This window comes from Bacillus sp. JKS001846 (assembly GCF_900176455.1).
Classification (GTDB): domain Bacteria; phylum Bacillota; class Bacilli; order Bacillales; family Bacillaceae_G; genus Bacillus_A; species Bacillus_A cereus.
In genome coordinates this window covers 1,875,199-1,892,753 of sequence record NZ_FWYG01000001.1, presented here as the reverse complement: position 1 = coordinate 1,892,753, position 17,555 = coordinate 1,875,199, and the positions used below count along the sequence as shown (strand labels likewise).

Below are 17,555 nucleotides of genomic sequence, written 5' to 3'. Positions count from 1 at the left end.
TTCTTCTTATCTTTGTTAATTTGAGCGTTATAATGAAAACTATACCTATACTGACATAAAAATATATATAAATCATATTTTTACATAACAAAAAAAGCCAGTTAAACTGGCTTTCGCTTATTGCTGCTCTTGTTTGTTTTCTTCTTTAGCAGCTTCTTTTTCTTGCTCTTCTTTTAGCAATACTTTTCTAGATAGATTAACACGACCTTGCTTGTCAATCTCGATAACTTTAACCGTAATTACGTCACCGATTTTTACAACGTCTTCTACTTTACCTACACGCTCAAGTGCAAGTTCAGAAATGTGAACTAATCCATCTTTACCGCTGAATAATTCAACGAAAGCACCGAATTTCTCAACACGTTTCACTTTTCCTTCGTAGATTTCACCTACTTGTACTTCGCGAACGATATCTTCGATAATTTTCTTAGCTTTGTCGTTCATTTCTTGGTTTATTGAAGAAATGAATACTGTGCCATCTTGCTCGATGTCAATTTTAACGCCAGTTTCTTCAATAATTTTATTGATTTGTTTACCGCTCGGTCCGATAACGTCACGGATTTTATCTGGATTAATTGTCATTGTAATAATCTTTGGAGCGTACGCTGATAATTCAGTGCGTGGCTCTGGAATAACAGATAACATATGATTTAGAATGTGCACACGACCAACTTTCGCTTGTTGTAATGCCTCTTCTAAAATTTCACGAGATAGACCATCGATTTTAATGTCCATTTGTAGTGCAGTTACACCTTGTGCTGTACCTGCTACTTTAAAGTCCATATCACCTAAATGATCTTCCATACCTTGAATATCAGATAAAATTGTGTAATGCTCACCAGTTTTAACTAGACCCATTGCAATACCTGCAACTGGAGCTTTAAGTGGAACACCAGCATCCATCATTGCTAAAGTACTACCACAAATACTTGCTTGTGAAGTAGAACCATTTGATTCTAAAACTTCAGATACAAGACGTACTGTGTATGGGAAATCTTTTTCAGATGGAATTACAGGCTCAAGTGCGCGTTCTCCTAGTGCACCGTGACCGATTTCACGACGACCTGGTCCACGCATTGGTCTAGTTTCACCAACACTAAATGATGGGAAATTGTAATGGTGCATAAAGCGTTTTGATTCTTCTACACCAAGACCATCTAAAATTTGCACATCGCCTAATGCACCTAATGTACAAATACTTAATGCTTGTGTTTGTCCACGAGTGAACAAACCAGAACCGTGTGTACGAGATAAAATGCCAACCTCTGATGCTAATGGACGGATTTCGTCACCTTTACGGCCATCTGGGCGGATTTTTTCAACTGTAATAAGACGACGTACTTCTTCTTTTACAATTTTATATAAAATCTCATTTACTTGTCCTAATGTATCAGCGTCAGCTTCCTGCGCTTCGTAATGCTCAATAACACGCTTTTTCACTTCGTTAATTGCATCTTCACGTGCATGTTTCTCATGTACTTGAATTGCTGAATGCATATCTTCTTCAGCCATTTCACGTACAGCTTGGTTAAGATCAGCGTCAACTTCATAAAGTTTCACTTCTGATTTCTCTTTACCTACAGCTTGTACAATCTCTTCTTGGAATGCAATTAGACGTTTAATTTCGTCATGACCAAACATAATTGCTTCTAACATTGTTTCCTCAGGCACTTGATCTGCTCCTGCTTCAACCATGTTAATTGCATCTTTCGTACCAGCTACAACAAGGTGAATATCACTTTGTTCTTGCTGTTCTACTGTTGGGTTGATAACGAATTCGCCGTTAATACGACCAACTGTTGCACCCGCGATTGGACCTTCAAATGGAATATCTGAAATCGATAACGCTAATGAAGAACCAAGCATAGCTGCCATTTCAGAAGAACAATCTTGATCAACACTCATTACGATGCTGACAACTTGTACTTCGTTACGGAAACCATCTGCGAAAAGTGGACGGATTGGACGGTCGATTAAACGACTTGCCAAAATTGCTTTTTCACTTGGACGACCTTCACGTTTAATGAAACCGCCAGGAATTTTTCCGACTGCATATAAACGCTCTTCATAGTTTACTGTAAGTGGGAAGAAATCTACATTTTTTGCTTCTTTTGATGCAGTTGCTGTAGATAGAACCGCTGTATCGCCATATCTTACTAATACTGCTCCGTTCGCTTGTTTTGCAAGCTGACCAGTTTCAACTGTTAGCTGGCGACCAGCTAAATCTATCGAGAAGACTTGCTTTTCTTGACTCATTTAAGTACCCCTCTCAATTTAAAGTATTCAATTCTTCTATGTAAATGGATAGTATATCACAATATTCTACCTCTAGTATTGCCTAAAATTAAGTAAGCTATAAAGCGTAGAAGATATATTTTTACCTAACAAAAAAGCGGGAATATTCCCGCTTCTTTGACTATCGACGTAAGCCAAGCTTTGTGATTAATTCACGGTAACGTGTGATATCGCTATTACGAAGGTAAGTTAGTAAGTTACGACGTTTACCAACCATCTTTAATAGACCACGACGTGAATGATGATCTTTCTTGTGAGTACGTAAGTGCTCGTTTAGAGTGTTAATTTGCTCCGTTAGGACAGCAATTTGAACCTCTGGAGAACCAGTATCAGTCTCATGAGTTCTAAATTGTGCAATGATTTCATTTTTACGCTCTTGTGTTAAAGCCATCCTATTTCACCTCCTATTAATTAAACCCCCAATTACCTAGCAAGCGTCGGTGAGTCGCAATGCCAAGCAATGGTTGTCATAAAGTACATAACATAGAATACTACTTTTCATTTGAAAAAGCAAGTATATTCTTTTCGCTCACAAAATATTCTTGGGCTGTTTTCTTATCTTTTGCGATTTGTTCAACTAACTCATCGATACCGTTGAATTTCTTTTCTGCTCTTATACGCATATGCCACTCTACTGTAACATTTTGATCGTATATATCTTTGTTAAATTCAAATAAATGCACTTCAATTGATAATTGACGCTCATCTTCTTTAAAAGTCGGTTTATATCCAATATTACATACACCATCGTACCATTCACCGTGAACTTTTAATCTCACTGCATAAACACCTACAGGTGGCAATAAATACTCATCACTTAAACCTACATTAGCTGTTGGAAAACCAATTTGACGTCCACGTTTGTCGCCGTGTATAACTGTTCCCGCTACAGTATAGGCTCTACCTAAAATAGATGGAATTTGCTCCATTTCGCCATTTCGAATTAACTTTCGTAATGCTGTAGAACTTACTTTCTCTTCTTGAAATTCAACTTTTTCAATCACAGTCTGTGTAAACTCCCCTCTTGCATGAAATGGTAAAGTCTCCATCTTTCCTTTTCCTAAACGTCCATATGAATAATCAAACCCTGCTACTACATGCTTTACATTTAAACCAATAATATAATCATCTACAAATTGTTGCGGTAATAACCCTGCAAATGATTCATCAAATTTAATTACATATAATATATCGATTCCTAAGCTTTCGACTATTTTTTCTTTATCGCGCATCGGTGTAATATACTCCACATGCGCATCCTTTTTTCCTAAAACAACAGATGGATGAGGATGAAATGTCATAACTGCACTTTTATATCCTCGGTCGTCCGCTATTTTTTTCGCAGTTCGAATTACACATTGATGTCCTAAATGAATGCCATCAAAAAATCCTAATGCCATTACAGTAGGTGGTAATTCTAATTTATTTTGTTCATGTGGATGAGTTAAATGAATAAGTTTCACGCTTGAATTCACCTTTTTCTGTAATAATCCTTCCAATAATTCATTATAGCTTTAGTTCTTGATTATTCACAAGTACTTTCATCGGCTTTAACATACCAGGATGTTTCGGATGATGTTCATAAATTGCTAAGCAACGATCATTTTTATCAAACACTGTAATAAATGGTGCTGTTATTTCTAATTCATTTTTTAAGAACATACCATTCTTTATTTTCTCTGCTTGCTTTTCATCTACAACCATTTTTGGAAACTTACTTAATGCTTCATCAATTGAAATGAAGATAGACTCTACTGTTCCATTTTGCACGTTTTCTTCAATTTCTTCAAATGATATGCAATCTTCTAATAAAAATTCACCAGATGCCGTTCTTATAAGGTGCGACATATGTGATGGGAAACCAAGTTTTTCCCCGATCATTACAGCTAACGTTCTTACATATGTTCCTTTACTACACGTTACACGGAAACGGAATGAAATATTTTCTCCTTCAAAAACTTCACGATCATCAAGTAATATGAATTCATGAATTGTAATTGTACGAACTGGACGTTCCACCTCTTGCCCTGCTCTTGCATATTCGTATAATTTTTTCCCGTTTACTTTTACAGCCGAGAACATTGGTGGCATTTGTTCAATCGTGCCTGTTAATTCCGCAAGGACTTTCTCTACTTCCTTACGAGTAATAGTACGATCTACATTTTTCGTTTCAACAACCTCACCAGAAGCATCTTCAGTTGTCGTTGAAAACCCTAATGTTACTTCACCTTCATATGTTTTCGTTTCACTTGTTAAAAATTGTGCAATTTTCGTTGCTCTTCCAACGCAAATTGGTAATACTCCTGTTACATCAGGGTCTAATGTTCCCGTATGACCAATTCTCTTTTCTCGCAATATCTTTCTTAATTTAAATACACAATCATGTGATGTCATGCCTTTTGGCTTATGTAATAATACTACACCTTCCATATATGTTCACCTCATCATAATTCTCTCGTAGTAAATATCCAAAACTTATTTTGCATTGAAAAAATGGATAGACAAATGTCTATCCATTATTCTTCACGTTTACCGTCTTTATTAATTTCATGTAAAAGTGTATCAATTCGATGACCATATCCGATAGACTCATCAAACTCAAAGGTAATTTCTGGTGTTTTACGAAGACGAATACGTTGGCCAATTTCTGAACGAATAAAGCCTTTTGCCTTCGCTAAACCTTTTAAAGTATTTTCTTTCTGTTCTTCATCACCTAAAACAGAAATATATACTTTAGCAATTTGTAAATCACCACTCACTTGTACATCAGTTACTGTAACAAATCCAATACGTGGGTCTTTAATTTTACGACTGATAATGTCGCCTAATTCTTTTTTCATTTGCTCGCCCACACGGTTCGCACGTAATTTCATAACTCTTCACCTCATTCAATACCATTCCAAATGTGTTATTGTACGTTCAATTTCAGGAAATGAATCGATGTACTCAAGTACACGATTCATTTCTTTCTCACAGATAACACGATTTGAGGATACGGAAACAATTGCAATTTCTGTACGTTGCCATACATCTTGGTGCCCAACTTCAGAAACAGCTACATTATAGCGCTGTTTTACACGAGTTAACACACGTTGTAAAATTGCACGTTTCTCTTTTAAAGAATGCACATCGTAAATCATACACTCGAATGAGAGTGAAGCGATAATCATCGCTTCACTTCTTCCATAATGTACGCTTCAATGATGTCCCCTTCTTTAAGATCATTATATCTCTCAATTGTAATACCACACTCATAGTTTTGTGCAACTTCTTTTACGTCGTCTTTGAAACGTTTTAACGTATCAAGTTGTCCTTCGAAAATTACTACGCCGTCACGGATAATACGTACGCCACTATCACGCGTAATTTTACCGTCTGTTACGTAACAACCTGCGATTGTTCCAACTTTTGTTACTTTAAACGTTTGACGAACTTCTGCTTGACCGATTACTTTTTCTTCGAATTCTGGATCAAGCATACCTTGCATAGCTGCTTCAATCTCTTCGATTACTTTATAAATAATACGGTGTAAACGAATATCAACGTTCTCTAATTCAGCTGTACGCTTCGCGTTCACATCTGGACGTACGTTAAATCCAATTACAATTGCATTAGATGCAGAAGCTAAAATGATATCAGATTCTGTAATCGCACCTACACCAGTGTGAATGATTTTAACTTTTACGCCTTCAACATCAATTTTACGAAGTGATGCTGCCATCGCTTCAACAGAACCTTGTACGTCTGCTTTTACGATTAAGTTAATTTCTTTTACATCGCCCTCTTGGATTTGTTGGAATAAATCTTCAAGGCTTAATTTAGATTTCTCACCACGTTGTGCAACTAACGCTTCTTGTGCACGTGATTCACCAATTTGACGAGCTTTCTTCTCATCAGCAAATGCCATGAAACGATCTCCAGCCTGTGGTACTTCGTTTAAACCAGTAATTTCAACAGGAGTTGATGGACCAGCAACTTTTACACGACGACCAATATCACTTACCATTGCACGAACACGTCCGAATGAAGTTCCAACAACGATTGGATCTCCAACTCGAAGCGTACCATTTTGAACAAGTAATGTCGCGATAGTTCCTTTACCTTTATCAAGCTGTGCTTCGATTACTGTACCAGTTGCATAGCGGTTTGGATTTGCTTTATATTCTTCTACTTCACTTACAAGAAGGATCATTTCTAGTAAGTTGTCAATGCCTTCGCCTTGAATTGCAGAAATTGGTACGAAAATAGTATCTCCGCCCCAAGCTTCTGGAACTAATTCATATTCAGTTAGTTCTTGCATTACGCGATCAGGGTTTGCAGCTGGTTTATCCATTTTATTCACAGCAACAATAATTGGTACTCCTGCTGCCTTCGCATGGTTAATTGCTTCAACCGTTTGTGGCATAACACCGTCATCCGCTGCAACAACAAGGATTGTAATATCCGTTACTTGTGCTCCACGAGCACGCATCGTTGTAAATGCTGCGTGACCAGGTGTATCTAAGAATGTAATCTTCTTATCGTTTACTTCAACTTGATATGCACCGATATGCTGAGTAATTCCACCCGCTTCGCCTGCAGTTACTTTTGAGTTACGAATAGAATCCAGTAATGTTGTTTTACCATGGTCAACGTGTCCCATGATTGTAACTACAGCTGGACGTTCTTTTAAGTTCTCTTCATCATCTTGCTCATCAATGAATGTTTCAAACTCAGTCTCGCTTACAATTACTTCTTCTTCTACTTCAATACCGTAGTCGTTAGCAATTAACTCAATTGTATCTTTATCCAAGTCTTGGTTAATTGTTGCCATAATTCCAAGCATGAAGAGCTTCTTAATAATTTCAGATGGCTCTTTGCTTAATTTTTTAGCAAGATCTCCTACTGTAAGGCTTCCAGAGAAAGTAATTTTATCTGGTGTTTCTACAATTTGAGTTTGTTGTCTACCAGCAAAGTTCTCTTGACGTTTGTCTTCGTTTCCTTTGCCTTTTTTCTTTTTCTTATTGCTGTTCTTTTTACTGCGAACAACTTTTTCTTCTACTTCAAACTCATCTGCAACAGAAGGTTTTTCAGTTTGATATTCATTATCTAATTTATTTACTACTTCATCGTCTAACATTGTCATATGATTCGAAACCTCGATATTCATTTCTTTTAGTTTTGTCATAAGATCTTTACTTGAGATATTATGTTTTTTTGCATATTCATGCACTCGAATTTTACTCATACCTTCACCCCCGGTAATTTGTATCGAGCATGCTACGCAGCTTTTTCGCAAAGCCTACATCTAACACAGCTACAACGACTCGCTCATCTCTCCCAATCGCATGCCCTAATTGTTGTCGATTTTCGACCTTTCTCATTGGTACGTTGTAGTACGTAGTTTTATCTGTGATGCGTTTTGTAGTATTTACTGACGCATCTTCAGATAGCAATACAAGTTTTGCTTTGCCACTTCGTACTTCTTTTAAAACGAGTTCTTCACCCGAAATAATTTTCCGAGCCCGGTTTGCTAGTCCTAAAAACGATTTCCAATCGGACACTTATTTCGACTCCTTCTCAACAAGCTCAAGAAGCTCTTCATATAAAGAACCGTCGATTTTCGCTTTTAGATGATGTTCCAAAACATTTTTCTTTTGAGCTTGAAGAATGCTCTCCTTGTCCTTCGACAAGTAAGCACCTCGTCCTGATTTTTTCCCAGTTAAATCAATGGACACTTCTCCCTCTTTGGAACGAACAATGCGAACGAGCTCTCGTTTTGATTTCATTTCTTGCGTTGCAACACATTTTCGTAACGGAACTTTTCGATTGCTCATACTCATCACCTCTATTCGATTTCGTCTTCCACTGAATCGAATCCAAATGCGATTACGCTATCTTCTTCTGTTACAATACCAAGTTGTTTCGCATCAGACTCACTCTTAATATCAATTTTCCAGCCTGTTAATTTAGCTGCAAGACGTGCATTTTGTCCACGCTTACCGATAGCTAATGATAACTGGTGGTCTGGAACAACTACTGTTGTCGCTTTTTCTTCTTCATCTACAAGTACTTTAACAACTTGTGATGGGCTTAATGCATTTGCAACATATTCAACTGGATCATTTGACCAGCGGACGATGTCAATTTTTTCACCTTTTAATTCGTCTACAATGCGTTGTACACGTTGCCCTTTTGGTCCTACACAAGAACCAACTGGATCAACATCAGTGTTCTCTGCATATACAGAGATCTTAGAGCGATCGCCAGCTTCACGTGCTACAGAACGAATTTCTACAGTTCCATCATAGATTTCAGGAACTTCCATTTCGAATAAACGTTTTAAAAGACCAGGATGTGTACGTGATACGTAAATTTGTGGTCCTTTTGTCGTTTTTTCTACTTTCGTAATGAATACGCGAATACGATCATGTGGTTTGTATTGCTCATTAGGCATTTGCTCACTTACAGGTAATAAAGCTTCTACTTTTCCTAAGCTTACATAGATGAAACGAGCATCTTGACGTTGTACAATACCTACCATAATATCTTCTTCACGGTCACTAAACTCAGAGTAAATAACACCGCGCTCTGCTTCACGCACTCGTTGTGTGACAACTTGTTTTGCAGTTTGTGCTGCAATACGACCAAAGTCTTTTGGTGTTACTTCAATTTCTAGTACGTCACCATCTTGGTAGTTTGGATTAATTTGTCTTGCTTCCTCTACAGAAATTTCAAGACGTGGATCAAACACATTGTCTACTACGTCTTTACGTGCTAAAACTTGAATTGTTCCCACTTCTGGGTTAAAGCTCACACGAACGTTTTGTGCTTGATTAAAATTGCGCTTATAAGCAGAGATTAAAGCTGCTTCAATCGCATCAATAATAATGTCTTTGCTAATGCCTTTTTCAGATTCTAATACGAGCAAAGCATCTAATAACTCAGTGCTCATGAAGATCCCCCTTCTAACTAAAACGTAACAGCAAGTCGCGCATTTGCGACTTTATCCATCGAAATTTGGATTTCTTTTTTACGTGTTTTAATTGTTAATAATAATGTTATTGTTGTACCATCGTAAGAAAGCAGTTTTCCTTCAAACATCTTTTCACCATCAATCGGCTCATATGTTTTAATTGCCACTTGTTTTCCTACCGCTTGCTGGAAGTCTTTTTCTTTCTTTAATGGGCGTTCCGCTCCAGGAGATGATACATCCAAAAAGTAAAGATGAGGAATTGGATCCTCTTTATCTAAAGCTTCGCTTAAACGTTCACTTACCGCACCGCATTCTTCAATGTCGACTCCCTTTTCAGAATCGATGAATACGCGTAAGAACCAGTCTTGTCCTTCTTTCACATACTCTACATCTACAAGTTCAAGATTTAACTCTTCAACGATCGGCTGCGCAAATGCTTCTACAACTTCTGTGACTTTCTTATCCATAAACAGCCTCCTTCCTGCCGTCATGTACCATTTAAAAGAAGAAGACCCCGCCACTTTAAAAACGGTCTATCTTATTCTTTCTCGTTAGCTAACAAAAGCCCCTGCTGTTCAGCAGGGATTATCTGTCTTAGTATTACCAAATTTAAGAAGTAAAACTTGTAACAAAATATGTATATACGACAGAAATCTTTTACCTATCTACGTAGAGAAAACATAGATAGTAACACGAAAGAGTGGGTTTCCCCACTCTTTTCTTTACACAATATACATGACATGGTTATCTCGGTTAATAGTATATCATAGGAAATGTTGATTTGCAAAGACTTTTCCTACCTACTAGAACAGTGATAACTGGTTTTGATCCGGTAAATCTCCTAAACAACCTTGACTATCTAAATACTCAATAATTGTTTTCGAAACCTTACTACGCTGCTGCAAGTCCTCTTTTGATAAGAAGTCTCCATTTTTACGTGCTTCCACAATACTTAAAGCTGCGTTTGTACCAAGACCAGGTACCGCATTAAATGGAGGAATTAATGTGTCTCCATCAATAATAAATTCTGTTGCATGTGAGCGGTATAAATCCACCTTTTGGAATGAGTATCCACGCTCACACATTTCAAGTGTCATTTCTAGTACTGTTAATAAACTCTTCTCTTTCGGCGCAGCATCGAGTCCCTTTTGAGCAATTTCATCAATTCTTGCACGTATAGATGCTGAACCTTTCGCCATTGCCTCTACATCAAAATCATCTGCACGAACTGTAAAATATGCGGCATAGAATAACAGTGCAAAATGTACTTTAAAGTATGCGATACGTACAGCCATAAGTACGTAAGCAGCCGCATGGGCTTTAGGGAACATGTATTTAATCTTCTTACATGAATCAATATACCAATCTGGTACATTATTATTTTTCATGTCTTCTTCCCATTCTTCCGGTACACCTTTACCTTTACGAACCGACTCCATGATTTTGAAGGCTAATGATGGATCTAGACCTTGATAGATTAAATATACCATGATGTCATCACGACAACCGATAACTTCGCTCAGCGTACATGTACCGTTATAAATTAACTCGTTTGCATTACCAAGCCATACGTCAGTACCATGTGATAGTCCAGAAATTTGGACTAACTCTGAGAATGTCGTCGGTTTTGTCTCTTCTAACATCTGTCTTACGAATTTTGTACCAAACTCTGGTATACCAAGTGTACCTGTTTTACAGTTAATTTGCTCTTCCGTTACCCCTAACGATTCTGGACCAGAGAAAATTTTCATTACTTCTGGATCATCCGTTGGGATTGTTTTCGGATCAATACCACTTAAATCTTGTAACATACGAATAACGGTCGGATCATCGTGTCCTAGTATATCAAGTTTTAATAAATTATCATGAATCGAGTGGAAATCAAAATGCGTTGTTCTCCATTCAGCACCAATTGAATCAGCTGGGTACTGTATTGGTGAGAAATCAAAGATATCCATGTAATCTGGCACAACGATAATACCGCCTGGATGCTGTCCTGTTGTACGTTTTACACCGGTACACCCTGCTACTAAGCGATCAATCTCTGCATTTCGAATCGTTAAGTTATGATCATTTGCATAACCTTTTACATATCCGTAAGCAGTTTTTTCCGCAACTGTACCAATCGTTCCTGCACGATATACATAGTCTTCACCGAACAGTACTTTCGTATAGTTATGGGCACGTGGTTGGTATTCCCCGGAGAAGTTCAAATCGATATCGGGCACCTTATCTCCTTTAAATCCAAGGAACGTTTCGAAAGGAATGTCATGTCCATCTTTTACATATGGAATATTACAAGCAGGACATTCTTTATCTGGTAAGTCAAAACCAGAACCTACAGAACCATCATTAAAGAATTCTGATTGCTTACACTTCGGACATACATAGTGTGGTGGTAATGGGTTTACTTCTGTAATTTCCATCATCGTTGCAACAAATGATGACCCTACCGATCCACGCGAACCTACTAGATATCCGTCTACTAACGATTTTTTCACAAGCTTATGTGAAATTAAATAAATTACGGCGAATCCATGCCCAATAATACTTTTTAATTCTTTTTCTAAACGTGCTTCTACAATTTCCGGTAACTCTTCACCATAAATGCTACGCGCCATTTTATAACTCATATCACGCGTTTCATCATCAGCACCTTCAATTTTCGGTGTGTATAGATCGTCTTTTACTGGATGCACATCACCAATTAATGACGCAATCTTTTGTGTATTTGTTACAACAACTTCTTTCGCTTTGTCTTCACCTAAGAATGAAAAACATTCTAACATCTCATCAGTTGTACGGAAATGTACTGGCGGTAATGAATGTCGATTTAACGGATTGGCTCCGCCCTGCGAACTGACTAAAATTTTACGATACATCGCATCCTCAGGGTCTAAATAATGCACGTTTCCTGTAGCAACAACTGGTTTATCTAACGTCTCACCTAGTTTTACTAAGTTAGAAATAATTGTTTTTAATTGACCTTCGTCTCGAACAAGCTCACGTTCTACTAAATGACGCAACACCTCTGGAGGCATTACTTCAATGTAATCATAGAACTGGGCAATTTCTTCTACCTCTTCAGGTGCCTTTTGCATCATTGCCTCAAACACTTCACCTTTATCACAAGCCGTTCCTACTAAAATCCCTTCACGATATTTTTTTAATAGTGATCTCGGCACACGTGGTACACGGTAAAAGTAATTAAGGTGAGAATATGAAACAAGTTTATATAAATTTTTCAATCCAACATCTGATGTGGCAAGTAACGTCATATGACTTGGACGGCCACGCTTATACGCATCCCCTTGTCCCATGCTATCATTTAATTGATCGTGATATTCAAATCCCTTTTCAATTACGTCTTTCAACATTTTCACAAGTAAATATCCCGTCGCTTCTGTATCATAAATCGCACGGTGATGTTGTGTTAATTCAATATCAAGTTTTTTACACATCGTATTTAATCGATGATTTTTCATTTCTGGGAATAAAAATCGTGCAAGTTCTAACGTATCAATAACTGGATTATTCGTTTTTTCTAGTCCAGCCTTTTTAAAACCTACGTTAATAAAGCCCATATCAAAGCTCGCGTTATGGGCAACAAGTGTATGGTCGCCCATCCATTCCTCAAACTTTTTAAACACTTCGTCCACTTCAGGTGCATCAGTTAACATATCATCCGTAATACCTGTCAATTCAATAATCGTCGCTGATAATGGTTGATGTGGATTTGCGAAAGATTCAAAGCGATCAATAATTTCGCCACCCTTTACTTTTACGGCAGCCAACTCAATGACTGTATCGTATACAGCTGATAAACCTGTCGTCTCAACGTCGAAAACAACATACGTTTCCTCTGCAAGTAAACGATGCGCTTCGTTATACGCTATCGGTACACCATCATTAACTAGATTTGCTTCTACACCATATATAACTTTAACACCAGCCTTCTTCCCTGCAGAATACGCCTCTGGGAAGGACTGAGCCACGGCATGATCTGTAACCGCAATAGCCTCATGTCCCCATTTACCAGCTTGAGCAACAAGCTTAGAAACTGGAGTGACAGCGTCCATTTGACTCATCGGAGTATGGAGATGCAGCTCTACTCGTTTTTCGCCTTCTGGTGCTTTATCTTTACGAGACGGTCCTGTTATTTCATTAATATCATTTGCAATCATTACTAAATCTCGAACGAATGTATCGTTTTGAACAGAACCACGCGCTTTCACCCACATTCCTTTTTTCAAGGATTGCAGCATTGGAATATCTTCTTTGTCACGCGAGAACATTTTGATCATAATAGAATCCGTATAATCCGTTATTTTTAAAGTTAATAACGTACGCCCACTACGAAGCTCTTTTGTTTCTACATGAAAGACATATCCTTGAACCGTTTTTCTTCTTTCTTCATCTTGAATTTCTCGCATCGGTGTAATCTCTTCATCTGGCTTAATAAGATACCCGAGTGTAATCGGTCCTTCATACACAACGCTGCTTTCTTCAGCTTGCTTCTTCGCCATTTCTTCCATAGCTTGTATAACACGCTCACGGTCTTCTTGCTGCGTTTGTTCACGAAACTTTTGCATTTCTTCTGTATTTTGCTGTATATGTGTGTCTAACTGAAAACGCGGGAATCCAAAAACTTCGTATTGATCCCCTACTGGTTTCGCAACGTTTTTCTTTAAAGCCGTAGACTCCAGCTCGTTATTTACATTTATTAACAACTTCACTCCATTCACCTGTGGAAGCTGCTTCTTTAAGTATGCGAACATAGGTGAAAATGTAATTCGTTCCGTACAAAGCGGCCAATACGCCCTCACTTCTTCTTCTGTAAATTGTTTATTCTCTGTTTCTAATGCAAATGTTGTTCTTGCAATATGAGAAAATGATTGCTTAAGCTTTGTTTCTAGCAATTCATATAATTCTGTAGGCAAAATACGTGGCACTTGTAAATCAAAATGCCAACTTTTATTCGCTTTATCAATAACGAGCCTTTCAATACCACCGCCTTGTAAATATTGATTTATAAGGTCGTCTGGTATTTGCAACTGCTGGAGCAAAATTTGAAATCGCTCTTGTTGTTCATTTGTTAAAGACATAAGCACTCTCCTTCCATTTGCTATTATAAATTGAAACGTACCACAAAGAAAGATTTCTCACCTCTTCTTTTACAAAATACGTTTACAAAGAAAGAGAAGGTACCCCATTACGAGGTACCTCTTCTTATTTTAAAATATTTGCAATATATGTTTGAAGTTCTTCTACTTTTACTTCTTCAGACTCACCTGTAGCACGTACTTTCACTTCTACAATACCTTCGTCTGCTTTTTTACCAACTGTAACACGAACTGGAAGACCGAATAAATCTGCATCTGCAAATTTAACACCTGCACGTTCTGCACGATCGTCTAATAACACTTCATAGCCTTGTTCTTGTAATGAGTTGTAGATATTTTCACCCATTTCACGTTGTGCATCAGATTTCATATTTACTGGAATTACATGCACATGGAACGGTGCTACCGCTTTTGGCCAAACTAAGCCGTTCTCATCGTTAAATTGCTCTGCAATTGCTGCTACTGTACGAGATACACCGATACCGTAACAACCCATAATAAGTGGTTGTGTTTTTCCATTTTCATCTAGGAATGTTGCGTTCATTGCTTCACTATAACGAGTTCCTAATTTGAATACATGACCAACTTCAATTCCGCGTGCGAAAAGAATTGTTCCGTTTCCATCTGGAGATTGGTCTCCTTCTTGAATAAAGCGTAAATCTGTATATTGACTTACTTTAAAGTCACGTTCTGGATTTACATTTACATAATGGAACCCTTCTTCATTCGCTCCTGAACATCCGTTAACAATTGATGCTACAGCGTGATCAGCAATAATTTCGATATCACCTGTTACATTAATCGGTCCTAATGAACCAACTTCACAATTTAATAATGCTTTTACTTCTTCATGAGAAGCAAGCTCAACAACTGAAGCGCCATATACATTTTTCACTTTCACATCGTTTACTTCGTGATCACCACGAACAAGTACAACTACTAATTTCTCATCTACTTTAAACACCATAGACTTAATGCACTTGTCAGCTGCAATGTTTAAGAATGCAGATACTTCTTCAATTGCTTTTTGGTCTGGTGTTGCTACTTTTTCAAGTGCTTTTTCTGCTTCGTCACTCTTCGTATACGTAGCTACAACAGGAGCCATTTCGATGTTTGCTGCATAATCAGATGTGTCAGAGTATGCAATTGTATCTTCACCAACATCAGATAATACCATAAATTCATGTGTATCTTTTCCGCCCATTGCTCCAGAATCAGCAATAACTGCACGGAAATTCAAGCCACAGCGAGTAAAAATGTTAGAGTATGCTTTATATAAGCGATCGTATACTTCATCTAAGCTCTCTTGTGTAGCATGGAAAGAGTAGGCATCTTTCATTAGAAACTCTCTTCCACGTAATAAGCCGAAACGAGGTCTTTGCTCATCACGGAATTTTGTTTGAATTTGGTATAATGTTAACGGTAATTTTTTATATGATTTCACTTCATCACGCACAAGATCCGTAATTACTTCCTCATGTGTCGCTCCTAATGCGAATTCACGAGCGTTACGATCTTTCATACGCATTAATTCAGATCCGTAAGAATACCAACGACCTGATTCTTGCCATAATTCTGCAGCTTGCATAGCTGGCATTAATAATTCTACAGCTCCTGCGCGCTCCATTTCTTCTCGAACGATACGTTCTACTTTGTGTAATACTTTTAATCCAAATGGTAGAAAGCTATAAATACCAGAAGCATTTTGACGCATAAAACCTGCACGAAGTAATAGCTGATGACTCTTAATTTCAGCATCAGCTGGAACTTCACGTAATGTAGGACTGAATACCATACTTTGTTTCATTTATTTGCACCTCTTCATTTTACTCTTACACGCAGTAAAACCCCTCACCTCGAGTTAGGTGAGGGATTTTATTCTACGAGCTCTATTTCATTATAAGTTTCACTTTATTTTACAAGAAAAACTTACGAATGTCATTCCAAGTTACAACTAACATAAGTAACATTAATAATGCAAAACCAATAAAGTGAACCATTCCTTCTTTTTGGCGATCAATTGGTTTCCCTCGTAACGCTTCAATTAAGAAGAAGAATAAACGGCCACCATCTAAAGCAGGAACTGGTAATAAATTAAATAAACCAAGATTAATGCTTAGAACTGCAGCTAAACTTAGTACACGCGTAAACCCATAATCTACAACTTGATCTGTTAGATTATAAATTCCTACTGGACCTGACAACTCATTAATAGAAAATTGACCAGTTACTAATTTCACAAGAGACTCAAAAATTAGTTTCGTCCATTGGTACGTTTGTTCAAAACCTGATTTAATAGAACCCATCACTGTTTTCTCTACAGGAGAGTAGACACCAATTCTACCAACTTCTTCTTTACCTTCTTTATCGAGTGTTGGCGTTACTTTCACATTAAACTGTTCATTATCACGCTTTACTTGTAACGTAATTTCTTTATTTGGGTTTTCACGTACAATAGTAACAACATCTTTCCATGTACTTGTGTTTTTCCCATCAATAGCTTGAATTGTATCATTCTCTTTCAATCCAGCTTGCTGTGCTGCACTGTTATCCATCACTTTTCCGACCATTGGTTTGTCAACAGGAACCCCTTGTACAAATCCAAGAATCACAAAAATAACAAATGCTAAAATGAAGTTCATTGCAGGACCCGCAAAGATTGTTAAAGCGCGTTGCCCTAGTTTTTTCGAGCCAAATTGTCTATTATACGGGGCAATTTGAATTTCTTCCCCCGCAGTAATAATACGAGCCTTTTCATTCACTCGGAATGTTTGAAGCTCTTCCTCGTACTCTTCATAGCCCGAAATTGTTAAATTATGCTCCAAATCAGCTTGTTCGACTTCAATAACACGAACATTTGGATACTTTTCATATCCATCAAAAACTAATTTCACAACTTCGTCTTTTTCATTTAATACAAGGCCAACCTTTTTCCCAGGCTTTAACTCAACTGTGTCCGCATCCTCGCCAGCCATTCTTACATAGCCACCAAGGGGCAGTAATCGAATCGTATACACCGTTTCATTCTTTTCAAATGAGAATATTTTCGGACCAAAACCAATCGCAAACTCGCGGCATAAAATACCTGCTCTTTTTGCGAAATATAGATGCCCTAGCTCATGGAAAAATACGAGTGCACCGAAAATTAATATAAAGGCAATCGCTGTATTCAATTCCATAAC

The 17,555-nt window shown here is 37.6% G+C and carries 14 protein-coding genes; all 14 read right to left on the bottom strand.

Annotated features, from left to right (window positions below):
* Positions 1 to 117: 117 nt before the first annotated feature.
* Positions 118 to 2,256, bottom strand: a complete 2,139-nt coding sequence (pnp, locus tag B9A45_RS10380) for a polyribonucleotide nucleotidyltransferase (protein WP_000076737.1) — start codon at positions 2,254 to 2,256, stop codon at positions 118 to 120.
* 160 nt (positions 2,257 to 2,416) lie between these two features.
* Positions 2,417 to 2,686, bottom strand: a complete 270-nt coding sequence (rpsO, locus tag B9A45_RS10375; RefSeq protein WP_001229392.1) for a 30S ribosomal protein S15 — start codon at positions 2,684 to 2,686, stop codon at positions 2,417 to 2,419.
* A 100-nt stretch (positions 2,687 to 2,786) separates the two neighbouring features.
* A complete protein-coding gene (ribF, locus tag B9A45_RS10370; RefSeq protein WP_000766704.1) occupies positions 2,787 to 3,758 on the bottom strand; it encodes a bifunctional riboflavin kinase/FAD synthetase in 972 nt (323 codons plus the stop codon).
* Between the two features lie 43 nt (positions 3,759 to 3,801).
* The gene (gene truB / locus B9A45_RS10365) at positions 3,802 to 4,725 is read right to left on the bottom strand and encodes a tRNA pseudouridine(55) synthase TruB (RefSeq protein WP_000399348.1); all 924 of its coding nucleotides are present in this window, start codon (positions 4,723 to 4,725) and stop codon (positions 3,802 to 3,804) included.
* A gap of 86 nt (positions 4,726 to 4,811) precedes the next feature.
* Positions 4,812 to 5,168, bottom strand: a complete 357-nt coding sequence (rbfA, locus tag B9A45_RS10360) for a 30S ribosome-binding factor RbfA (protein WP_000776437.1) — start codon at positions 5,166 to 5,168, stop codon at positions 4,812 to 4,814.
* A gap of 15 nt (positions 5,169 to 5,183) precedes the next feature.
* On the bottom strand, positions 5,184 to 5,465 hold the full coding sequence (locus B9A45_RS10355; RefSeq protein WP_000582363.1) for a DUF503 domain-containing protein: 282 nt from the start codon (positions 5,463 to 5,465) through the stop codon (positions 5,184 to 5,186).
* Entirely contained in the window at positions 5,462 to 7,522 is a 2,061-nt protein-coding gene (gene infB / locus B9A45_RS10350) for a translation initiation factor IF-2 (RefSeq protein ID WP_000036343.1), read from the bottom strand. Before infB ends, B9A45_RS10355 begins: the two co-directional genes overlap by 4 nt.
* A 4-nt stretch (positions 7,523 to 7,526) precedes the next feature.
* A complete protein-coding gene (locus B9A45_RS10345; RefSeq protein ID WP_001286524.1) occupies positions 7,527 to 7,838 on the bottom strand; it encodes a YlxQ family RNA-binding protein in 312 nt (103 codons plus the stop codon).
* Positions 7,839 to 8,111 carry an RNase P modulator RnpM gene (locus B9A45_RS10340; protein WP_000071127.1) on the bottom strand — a complete coding sequence of 91 codons (273 nt, stop codon included), beginning with the start codon at positions 8,109 to 8,111 and terminating at the stop codon, positions 7,839 to 7,841. It lies immediately after the preceding gene.
* Positions 8,112 to 8,122: 11 nt separating this feature from the next.
* Positions 8,123 to 9,229 carry a transcription termination factor NusA gene (gene nusA, locus B9A45_RS10335; protein ID WP_000102604.1) on the bottom strand — a complete coding sequence of 369 codons (1,107 nt, stop codon included), beginning with the start codon at positions 9,227 to 9,229 and terminating at the stop codon, positions 8,123 to 8,125.
* 17 nt (positions 9,230 to 9,246) lie between these two features.
* A complete protein-coding gene (gene rimP, locus B9A45_RS10330; protein WP_000359096.1) occupies positions 9,247 to 9,717 on the bottom strand; it encodes a ribosome maturation factor RimP in 471 nt (156 codons plus the stop codon).
* Positions 9,718 to 10,053: 336 nt separating this feature from the next.
* The gene (locus B9A45_RS10325) at positions 10,054 to 14,355 is read right to left on the bottom strand and encodes a PolC-type DNA polymerase III (protein ID WP_000060004.1); all 4,302 of its coding nucleotides are present in this window, start codon (positions 14,353 to 14,355) and stop codon (positions 10,054 to 10,056) included.
* A 124-nt stretch (positions 14,356 to 14,479) separates the two neighbouring features.
* Positions 14,480 to 16,180 (bottom strand): proline--tRNA ligase, encoded by a 1,701-nt coding sequence (locus B9A45_RS10320; protein WP_000814333.1) that lies wholly within the window; start codon positions 16,178 to 16,180, stop codon positions 14,480 to 14,482.
* A gap of 109 nt (positions 16,181 to 16,289) precedes the next feature.
* Positions 16,290 to 17,546: an RIP metalloprotease RseP gene (rseP, locus tag B9A45_RS10315; protein WP_001090245.1), complete on the bottom strand. Its 1,257-nt coding sequence runs from the start codon at positions 17,544 to 17,546 to the stop codon at positions 16,290 to 16,292.
* Between the last annotated feature and the right edge of the window lie 9 nt (positions 17,547 to 17,555).

Bases quoted from the DNA above. Each gene is read 5' to 3' on its own strand.
- pnp (WP_000076737.1), bottom strand. From the start codon at position 2,256: ATGAGTCAAGAAAAGCAAGTCTTCTCGATAGATTTAGCTGGTCGCCAG.
- rpsO (WP_001229392.1), bottom strand. From the start codon at position 2,686: ATGGCTTTAACACAAGAGCGTAAAAATGAAATCATTGCACAATTTAGA.
- truB (WP_000399348.1), bottom strand. From the start codon at position 4,725: ATGGAAGGTGTAGTATTATTACATAAGCCAAAAGGCATGACATCACAT.
- rbfA (WP_000776437.1), bottom strand. From the start codon at position 5,168: ATGAAATTACGTGCGAACCGTGTGGGCGAGCAAATGAAAAAAGAATTA.
- B9A45_RS10355 (WP_000582363.1), bottom strand. From the start codon at position 5,465: ATGATTATCGCTTCACTCTCATTCGAGTGTATGATTTACGATGTGCAT.
- infB (WP_000036343.1), bottom strand. From the start codon at position 7,522: ATGAGTAAAATTCGAGTGCATGAATATGCAAAAAAACATAATATCTCA.
- B9A45_RS10340 (WP_000071127.1), bottom strand. From the start codon at position 8,111: ATGAGCAATCGAAAAGTTCCGTTACGAAAATGTGTTGCAACGCAAGAA.
- nusA (WP_000102604.1), bottom strand. From the start codon at position 9,229: ATGAGCACTGAGTTATTAGATGCTTTGCTCGTATTAGAATCTGAAAAA.
- rimP (WP_000359096.1), bottom strand. From the start codon at position 9,717: ATGGATAAGAAAGTCACAGAAGTTGTAGAAGCATTTGCGCAGCCGATC.
- B9A45_RS10325 (WP_000060004.1), bottom strand. From the start codon at position 14,355: ATGTCTTTAACAAATGAACAACAAGAGCGATTTCAAATTTTGCTCCAG.
- B9A45_RS10320 (WP_000814333.1), bottom strand. From the start codon at position 16,180: ATGAAACAAAGTATGGTATTCAGTCCTACATTACGTGAAGTTCCAGCT.